At 61.7% G+C, this 8,446-nt stretch carries 8 protein-coding genes; 4 read left to right on the forward strand and 4 right to left on the reverse strand.

From position 1 onward, the window contains the following. The first annotated feature begins 287 nt into the window (after nt 1-287). Both ABIB78_RS16150 and glnA read left to right on the forward strand, forming a co-directional pair. The gene (locus ABIB78_RS16150) at nt 288-626 is read left to right on the forward strand and encodes a P-II family nitrogen regulator (protein ID WP_011441447.1); all 339 of its coding nucleotides are present in this window, start codon (nt 288-290) and stop codon (nt 624-626) included. Nucleotides 627-777: 151 nt separating this feature from the next. Further along, nucleotides 778-2,187: a type I glutamate--ammonia ligase gene (glnA, locus tag ABIB78_RS16155; protein ID WP_429026118.1), complete on the forward strand. Its 1,410-nt coding sequence runs from the start codon at nt 778-780 to the stop codon at nt 2,185-2,187. Nucleotides 2,188-2,400: 213 nt separating this feature from the next. Here glnA and ABIB78_RS16160 read toward each other — a convergent pair whose 3' ends face one another. Further along, a complete protein-coding gene (locus ABIB78_RS16160) occupies nt 2,401-2,664 on the reverse strand; it encodes a tautomerase family protein (RefSeq protein WP_429026121.1) in 264 nt (87 codons plus the stop codon). A 152-nt stretch (nt 2,665-2,816) separates the two neighbouring features. On the opposite strand from ABIB78_RS16160, the gene ABIB78_RS16165 reads away from it, so the two are divergent. Further along, the gene (locus ABIB78_RS16165; protein WP_429026123.1) at nt 2,817-3,794 is read left to right on the forward strand and encodes a GlxA family transcriptional regulator; all 978 of its coding nucleotides are present in this window, start codon (nt 2,817-2,819) and stop codon (nt 3,792-3,794) included. Nucleotides 3,795-3,978: 184 nt separating this feature from the next. Further along, the gene (locus ABIB78_RS16170; protein WP_429026126.1) at nt 3,979-5,208 is read left to right on the forward strand and encodes an ABC transporter substrate-binding protein; all 1,230 of its coding nucleotides are present in this window, start codon (nt 3,979-3,981) and stop codon (nt 5,206-5,208) included. A 170-nt stretch (nt 5,209-5,378) separates the two neighbouring features. Here the strand turns inward: ABIB78_RS16170 and ABIB78_RS16175 are convergent, their stop codons facing one another. The 3 genes from ABIB78_RS16175 to ABIB78_RS16185 all read right to left on the reverse strand — a co-directional run. Further along, the gene (locus ABIB78_RS16175; RefSeq protein ID WP_429026129.1) at nt 5,379-6,446 is read right to left on the reverse strand and encodes an ABC transporter substrate-binding protein; all 1,068 of its coding nucleotides are present in this window, start codon (nt 6,444-6,446) and stop codon (nt 5,379-5,381) included. A 90-nt stretch (nt 6,447-6,536) separates the two neighbouring features. Next, on the reverse strand, nt 6,537-7,595 hold the full coding sequence (locus ABIB78_RS16180; RefSeq protein WP_429026131.1) for a dipeptidase: 1,059 nt from the start codon (nt 7,593-7,595) through the stop codon (nt 6,537-6,539). Between the two features lie 228 nt (nt 7,596-7,823). Then, the coding region (locus tag ABIB78_RS16185; protein WP_429026133.1) for a transposase at nt 7,824-8,446 on the reverse strand (623 nt) is incomplete at its 5' end.

Below are 8,446 nucleotides of genomic sequence, written 5' to 3' on the forward strand. Positions count from 1 at the left end.
CCGACTGCATACGAATTGATCTATTTGCCTATTTGTTGGGCTTGGATATCATGGCCCATGTGGTTCGATATCAGCCGATTGCCTGTTAAAAGGCTGATAACATTCCGAAATTGGGGACCTTAACAACTTGGCATAGACCCTGCTTTTGAGGAAGCCGCACACAATGCCGCTCCATGCGACCATTGCGCGTGTTTCCGGCCACCCGCCGGAAGGCTTAAGACCAACCAGACTGCGCCCCACGCGCATCGAACTCGATCCTGCAATCTGCAATGCCCGGGAGGCGCTCAGTGAAGAAGATTGAAGCCATCATCAAGCCCTTCAAGCTCGACGAGGTGAAAGAAGCGCTCCAGGAAGTCGGACTGCAAGGCATCACCGTCACCGAGGCCAAAGGATTTGGCCGCCAGAAGGGCCATGCCGAGCTTTATCGCGGTGCGGAATACATCGTCGATTTCCTGCCCAAGGTGAAGATCGAGATCGTGATCGGCGACGACCTGGTCGAGAAGGCGATCGACGCGATCCGCCGCGCGGCCCAGACCGGACGGATCGGCGACGGCAAGATCTTCGTCTCCAACATCGAGGAAGCCATCCGCATCCGGACCGGCGAATCCGGGCTGGACGCTATTTGAGGGCGGTGCTATCCGGATTTTCTGACGGCAAAAGAGAAGAAAGGCTGCTTCGGCAGCCTGATTTCGTTTGAGCAGTCACACGAACTCGCCAAAAGCGGGAATAACGTCGCTCACCGCTGGAAACCGACCCGCACATCCATAAGGGGTATTCATGAAGACCGCCAAAGACGTCCTGAAATCGATCAAGGACAACGACGTCAAATACGTCGACCTGCGCTTCACCGATCCGCGCGGCAAGTGGCAGCACGTGACATTCGACGTCGGCATGATCGAAGAGGACACCTTTTCCGAAGGCCAGATGTTCGACGGCTCCTCGATCGCCGGCTGGAAGGCGATCAATGAATCCGACATGTGCCTGATGCCCGATCCGGTCACCGCGACGATCGACCCGTTCTTCGCCGAGACCACAATGGTCATTACCTGCGACGTGCTCGAGCCGACCACCGGCGAACCCTACAACCGCGACCCCCGCGGCATCGCCAAGAAGGCCGAGGCGATGGTGAAGTCGATGGGCGTGGGCGACACCGTGTTCGTCGGCCCCGAGGCCGAGTTCTTCGTGTTCGACGACGTGCGCTATTCGGCCGACCCCTACAACACCGGCTTCCGCCTCGATTCCTCCGAGTTGCCGATCAACTCGGCCACCGAATATGAGGGCGGCAACCTCGGCCACCGCATCCGCACCAAGGCCGGCTACTTCCCGGTGCCGCCGCAGGACAGCGTGCAGGACATGCGCTCGGAAATGCTCGGCGCGATGAGCAAGATGGGCGTCAAGGTCGAGAAGCATCACCACGAGGTGGCCTCGGCCCAGCACGAACTCGGCATGAAGTTCGACACGCTGACGCTGATGGCCGACCAGATGCAGATCTACAAGTACTGCATCCACCAGGTCGCCCACATCTACGGCAAGACCGCCACCTTCATGCCGAAGCCGGTCTTTGGCGACAACGGCTCGGGCATGCACGTCCACCAGTCGATCTGGAAGGACGGCAAGCCGACCTTCGCCGGCAACAAGTATGCCGACCTGTCGGAGACCTGCCTGCACTACATCGGCGGCATCATCAAGCACGCCAAGGCGATCAACGCCTTCACCAACCCGTCTACCAACTCCTACAAGCGTCTGGTCCCGGGCTATGAGGCGCCGGTGTTGCTCGCCTACTCCGCGCGCAACCGCTCGGCGTCCTGCCGCATCCCCTACACGGCGAACCCGAAGGCCAAGCGCGTCGAGGTGCGTTTCCCCGACCCGATGGCCAACCCCTATCTCGGCTTCGCCGCGATGCTGATGGCCGGCCTCGACGGCATCAAGAACAAGATCGACCCGGGCCCGGCGATGGACAAGGACCTCTACGATCTGCCGAAGGAAGAGCTGAAGCAGATCCCGACCGTCTGCGGCTCGCTCCGCGAGGCACTCGAGAGCCTCGACAAGGATCGCGCGTTCCTCAAGAACGGCGGCGTGTTCGACGACGACTTCATCGACGCCTATATCGAGCTGAAGATGACCGAGGTCGCCCGTTTCGAAATGACGCCGCACCCGGTCGAGTTCGAGATGTACTACTCGCTGTAAGCTCTGCGGCTACTCACGAATCCGAAAGGCGCTTCCACCGGAAGCGCCTTTTGTTTTTGTGTAGTATCTCCGTCATTGCGAGGAACGCGCGACAAGATTGCAAAGCAATTTCGCGCTGAAGCGACGGAGCAATCCATGCATCCACGCACGCGGAGAAATGGATTGCTTCGCTTCGCTCGCAATAACGATGTGGTGAAAGCGCCCTTTCTTCACCTAGGCCTTCGCCTTCGCGACCCGCCGGCCGCCGGCGTCAAGCGCCCCGAAGTTGCCCGCGATCATGTCCGGCGTCGGGATCATGCCGCCAAGCGACCAGCTCGCCGGCTCGCCTTCCTCGATCTTGACCCAGACGTTGCGGCGGAAGTCAGGATTGCCCTGCCCCTCGATCTCCACCATGAGATCGGTGACGCGCTGCAGCAGCGCCTGCTTCTGCGCGACATCGAAAATGCCGCGGACGGTGGAAATGGTGACGTAAGGCATGGCTTCGCTCCGTTCGTGAGGTTGTGACAACGCAACGAAGATGGACCGGCACGGTGCGATCAGGCAGTGGCCGATCGGACAGAGATCGGGCAATATCTGCCACGGCCCGATTGCGCCGATCGGGTAGGATGACGGTAACCTCCGGAGGTCTCATGAAGCTTGCGATACTCGCGCTGGAAGGCTGCATGCAATCAGCGGTCGCCGGCATCGCCGACATCCTCACCCTCGGCAACCACGTGATGCAGCTGCGCGGCGGCAAGGCATGCTTCGCCTGGCAAACGCTCTCGCTCGACGGCAAGGCGGTGCGCGCCGGCGGCGGAAAGCTGCTTGCCGTCGATGGTGCGGTCGGCAAGCGAACGGCATTTGACGCGATCATCGTGCCGGGCAGCCTGGTCGATCATCTGACCGCCGAACGCCTGCAGCCCCAATATGACCGTGCCGGCGCCTGGCTGCGCCAGCAACATGCGAGCGGCCGACTGATCGGCGCCTTCTGCAGCGGCGTGCTCCTGCTCGCCAATGCCGGCCTGCTTGACGGACGCCGCGCCACCATCACCTGGTGGCTGCAGAGCGAACTCCGCCGCCGCCATCCCAGGATCGACCTCGCCGGCGATGCCGTGCTCACGCAGGCCGACCGCCTGGTCTGCGCCGCCGGCCCGATGTCGTGGGTCGATCTTTTGCTGCGGCTGATCGAGCTCGTCGAAGGCCCGGAGGTCGCGAAAGTCTGCGCCGACTATGCCGTGATCGACACCGCACGGCGCACGCAGGCGATCTTCGTGCCGCTCGGCTACATGCTCGCCCAGGACCCGCTGCTGATCAAGGCGGACATGCTGGTGCGCCGCACCGGCAAGGCGCCGATCACGGTGCGCGGCCTCGCGCACGCACTGGGCCTGAGCGAACGCACGCTGAACCGCCGCTTCCGCGAATTGACCCACGAGCCGCCGCAGGCCTTCATCACGCGGCGCCGCGTCGAGCATGCCCGCACCCTGCTGGAGACGACGGCGCAACCGATCAAGGCGATCGCCCACGCCATCGGTTATGAGGACGAGAGCAGCTTTCGAAGAGCCTTCCGCAAGCTCACGCTGACATCGCCGCAGGCCTATCGCGCACAGCGCACGATGCGCGCGGCCTAATCGCAGCAATTCCGGAAGACTACGGTCAGCAACACTGACAAAATTTGCGAAGTGGCGCGAACCGGGCACACAAAGGTGACGTTCGGAATCGACAACACATTATGCGGGGTGTTCACTGGCAGCAAGGGTCCAAAGCGGCCTCCGACAAACCAGACACATTCATTTATGCATAGGGAGAAACGAGATGTCTTTCGTCGCACGACGAATGGCGGCGGTTTCGACCGCCATCACCATTCTCGCTGTCTGTGCTGGCAGCGCATTTGCCCAGAAGAAGTACGATACAGGTGTAACCGATACCGAAATCAAGATCGGCAACATCATGCCCTATAGCGGCCCGGCGTCCGCCTACGGCACCAGCGGCCGAGCTCAGGCGGCCTATTTCCGCAAGATCAACGCCGAGGGCGGTATCAATGGCCGCAAGATCAATTTCATCTCCTACGACGACGGCTACAGTCCGCCGAAAGCAGTCGAGCAGGCCCGCAAGCTGGTCGAAGGCGACGAGGTCTTGCTAATCTTTGCCGCCCTCGGCACGGCATCCAACGGCGCCATTCAGAAATACATGAACGCCAAGAAAGTACCGCAGCTGTTCATTCAGACCGGCGCGACCAAGTGGAATGATCCGCAGAACTTTCCGTGGACCATGGGCTGGCAGCCCAGCTATCAGAGCGAGGGACGGATCTACGCAAAGCACATCCTGAAGGAAAAGCCGGGCGGCAGGATCGCCGTCCTCTACCAGAACGACGATTATGGAAAGGACTATCTTAAAGGCCTGAAGGACGGCCTCGGCGACAAGGCGGCTTCGATGATCGTTACCGAGGATGCGTATGAGGTCGCCGAGCCGACGATCGACACACATATCGTCAAGATGAAATCGCTGAACGCCGATGTTTTCGTCGACATTGCCACGCCGAAATTCGCGGCGCAGGCCATCAAGAAAGCAGCCGAGATCGGCTGGAAGCCGTTACACATTCTCAACTCGGTCGGTTCCTCGATCGGCGCCGTGATCCAGCCTGCCGGCTTCGAGAACGCGCAAGGCATCATTTCGGTGGCCTACCTGATGGATCCGCTCGATCCGCAATGGAAGGACGACGCCGGCATGAAAGCGTTCGACGAATATCTCTCCAAATACTTTCCCGAAGGCAATCGGGCCGATGGCCTGGTGGTGACGGGTTACAATGTCGCCCAGACGCTGGTTCAGGTGCTGAAGCAGTGCGGGGACGATCTCACACGCGAGAACGTGATGAAGCAGGCCGCCAACCTGAAAGACTTCAGGCCCACCAACCTGCTGCCGGGCATTGCCATGAACACCAGTGCGATCGACTTCGCTCCGATCAAGCAGATGCAGCTTAGACGGTTCAAAGGCGAGCGATGGCAGCTGTTCGGACCCATGCTCAGCGCAGAAGTAGGAGGTTAGAGCGTTTTCGAGCGAAGTGGACGCCGCTTCGCGTGAAGAAAACGCGTCAAAACAAGAATCTAGAGCTTCGGTTCTGATTCTATCAGAACCGAAAATGCTCTAGCCGACCCGCGGCCCAGATCCGCATCGTCGACCCGGTATCCGCCGGGACGACGATGCGGCGCCTGACGTCACACCCGAAACAGCTTCGCGTAGCGCGCCTTGATCTCCTCGCTCTGCGCCTGCACTTGGGCCGGATCGGCCTTCAACATCTTCAGCCTGTCGAGCGGAACGTGCCCGGCCTTTTCCTTCACCTTGGCGTGGAAGGAACGGTGCGCGAACTCGTCGGCCAGCATCTGCTGGGTTTCGGCGCTGAAGAAATAGCTCTGGAACAGCCGCGCCGCATTCGGGTTCGGCGCATTCCTGAAGATGCCGCTCGGCACGATGATCAGCGGCGCGCCTTCGGCCGGGTAGACCACCTCGACCGGCTTGCCCTGATCCTTGGCCAGCACGAGGTTGTAATCATTGCCGTCGGCCATGACTGCGCGCTCGCCGAGCAGGATCTTCTTCGGTGGATCGGCTGCCGACTGCACCTGCATCACCCGCTGCTGGGCGAGCTTCTCCAGATACGGCCAGCCGAGATCGCGCGCCAGCACGAAGGTCGCGGTCATGATCGCGCCGGAGTAGCTCGGGTGGGCCTTGACGATCTTGCCGCGCCATTTCGGATCGAGCAGGTCGGCGTAGCTCTTGGGCGCCTCCTCGCGCTTCACCTGTCCGGTGTTGTAGCCGATCACCTCGAACCAGGCGCAGGATGTCGCCGACGTGCCGTCAGGATCGATCTGGTCGGGTGGAAAATGCCTGGCAACGTCTTCCGGCAGATAGGCCGCGAGCCAGTCGTTCTTCTTCCAGTCGAGATAATGCGCGGGATCGGTGGAGTTGGCGACGTCGACCGCATTGATGCCGCTGCCCTGCTCCTGCGCTATGCGCTGGAAGATGCGTTCGGCGCCGGAGCGCTCGACGCGGACGTTGATACCGGGATATCTCTGCTCGAAGTCGCGCGCGAGGCGCTCGGCCGTGTTCAGTTCCAGCGCGCTGTAGAACGAGATCTTGCCTTCCTTTTTCGCGGCCGCGATCAGCTCCGGCGTCACGGCCTCAGCCGGCGGCGGCGCCGCCCGCAGCGGTTCGGCAAACACCATGCCGGCGGCCGTTGCCGCCGTCACCTTGAACCAGTCGCGCCTCGACCATTTGCGGTCCCGCATTCCAAACTCCCTGAAATCGGGCCGTTGATCGGCCGCGCCGTTGTTGCACAGCGACAATAGACCAGATCGATGGAAAGGGTGCAGCGGTTTTCATCGCCAGCTTTGGCGGAGCACGCGCATCCAATTGTCACAAGCGATCTTGTACAGGGTGGCTTCATCGAATCCGCGCACGCGCAATGCCTCGATCAGGTTCGGGAGATGGCTTGCATCCTTGAGCGGACGCGGCATCACCGCGCCGTCGAAATCGGACCCCAGGGCCACGTGATCGTCACCCATCCGCCCGACCATGTAGCAGAGGTGGTCGACGACCGTCTCGATCGGGGCGTCCGGATCACTGTGCCCGTCCGGGCGCACCTCGGACACACTGAAATTGAAGCCCACGACGCCGCCTGACGCTCTGATGGCGTCGAGTTGCCGGTCGGTCAGGTTGCGGGTCGCGGGGCAGACCGCATGCGCGCAGGCATGGGTGACCACGATGGGCGCGGTGCTGATCGCCGCCAGATCCCAGAAGCCGCGCTCGTTGAGGTGGGCTGCGTCGAGCATGATTCCGAGTTCATTGCAGGCCTTCACCAGCGCTTTCCCCGCGTCCGTCAAGCCGGGGCCGGTATCCGGGGAGCGCGGATAGGCGAACGGCACGCCATGGCCGAAGATATTGGGACGGCTCCAGACCGGACCGAGCGAACGCAGGCCGCGGGAATAAAGCCGTGCCAGCCCGTCCATATCGGCGTCGATCGCTTCGGCGCCCTCGAGATGGAGCACAATTGCGAACGCCGCATCTCGCCGTGACGCCTCGATTTCGTCGACGGTGGTCGCGCAGCGAATTTTTCCGCCGGCGCGGGCAACCATATTTTCCAGGGCACTCAATTGAGCATCTATCGTACGGCGCGCGTAGGCCGCATCGACCGGGTCCGCAAGACGCACCTCATATCCGTCGGCTGTCCGCGTGAAATCGCCTTGTCGCGGACGCTCTGCTTTGGCGAACATCGCGAACAGACCGCCAACCATGCCGCCTTGCTGGGCGCGCGGCAGATCGAGGTGACCATCCTCCGAGCGCACGAGAAAATCCCGCCCGCCTTCCCGGTATTCAGCCAGATGCTGAACCGCGTCATTGTGGCCATCGAAGATCGCTACCTTGCCGCTTTCCCGCACTGCGCTGTCCTTCCGTCGAACTTGCGTACATGCGCGGGCGATGGGTTTCGCTTCGCACTATTCATCCTACAGACCGCACTTCGGCATTGCACTAGCGCGGTCTAGCAGTCTGCTGAAAAACCTTGAAATGGATAGTTTTCGTGTTCTCGCCGGTGGTTGTTGGATCGGCGCGGTGGAGTTGGATGTAATTTTTAGCCTGTTTGTTGGGTGCACCCTGACGCGGGGTGGCTAAGCGGCAAGCAGTTTGGGAATGCGGATCAGGTTATAGGCGATCAGATTGAGCAGGAAGTCGGCGGCAACGCGGGCAACGCCACGATGTTTGGTCTTGCGCATGGTGCCATGCTGCTTGCCCCATCCGAAAATGCACTCGACCATCGCCCGGCGCGATTGCGACATGCCGTACCCTGGATGCCGAGTGGTTCGTTCGTCGATGGCGCTGTTGCGGGTCTTGCCGGTTTGGGTGACGGCCTGGTTCTGCGTCACATGCGGCGTCACGCCGATGGCGCGAAGATTGGCGACATGATCGGCGGTATCGTACGCCTTGTCCTCACCGGCCGTGATGCGGCGGCCTGCGGCTTTGCGTCTCGCCTTCAGCATGGCCTCCGAAGCCCGGCGTTCGGCGGTGCCATTGGCATGCGTGACGCTGCCGGCCACCGCCAGCCCATGCCGGTTCTCCATGGTGGCGTGGCCCATATAGCAAAGCTTGGCCTCACGTCCGGCCGCCTTGCGGTAAAGCCTGCTGTCCGGATCGCTGGTACTTCCATGGGTGTCGTTCTTGCGCCTCTGGCCGTGGAAGTTGGCGCCATCATCATCGTCGCCGCTGCCGTCCTTGGGACGAAAACTCTTCTGCG

Origin of the sequence: Bradyrhizobium sp. I1.14.4, from assembly GCF_050435825.1 — a bacterium.
Classification (GTDB): domain Bacteria; phylum Pseudomonadota; class Alphaproteobacteria; order Rhizobiales; family Xanthobacteraceae; genus Bradyrhizobium.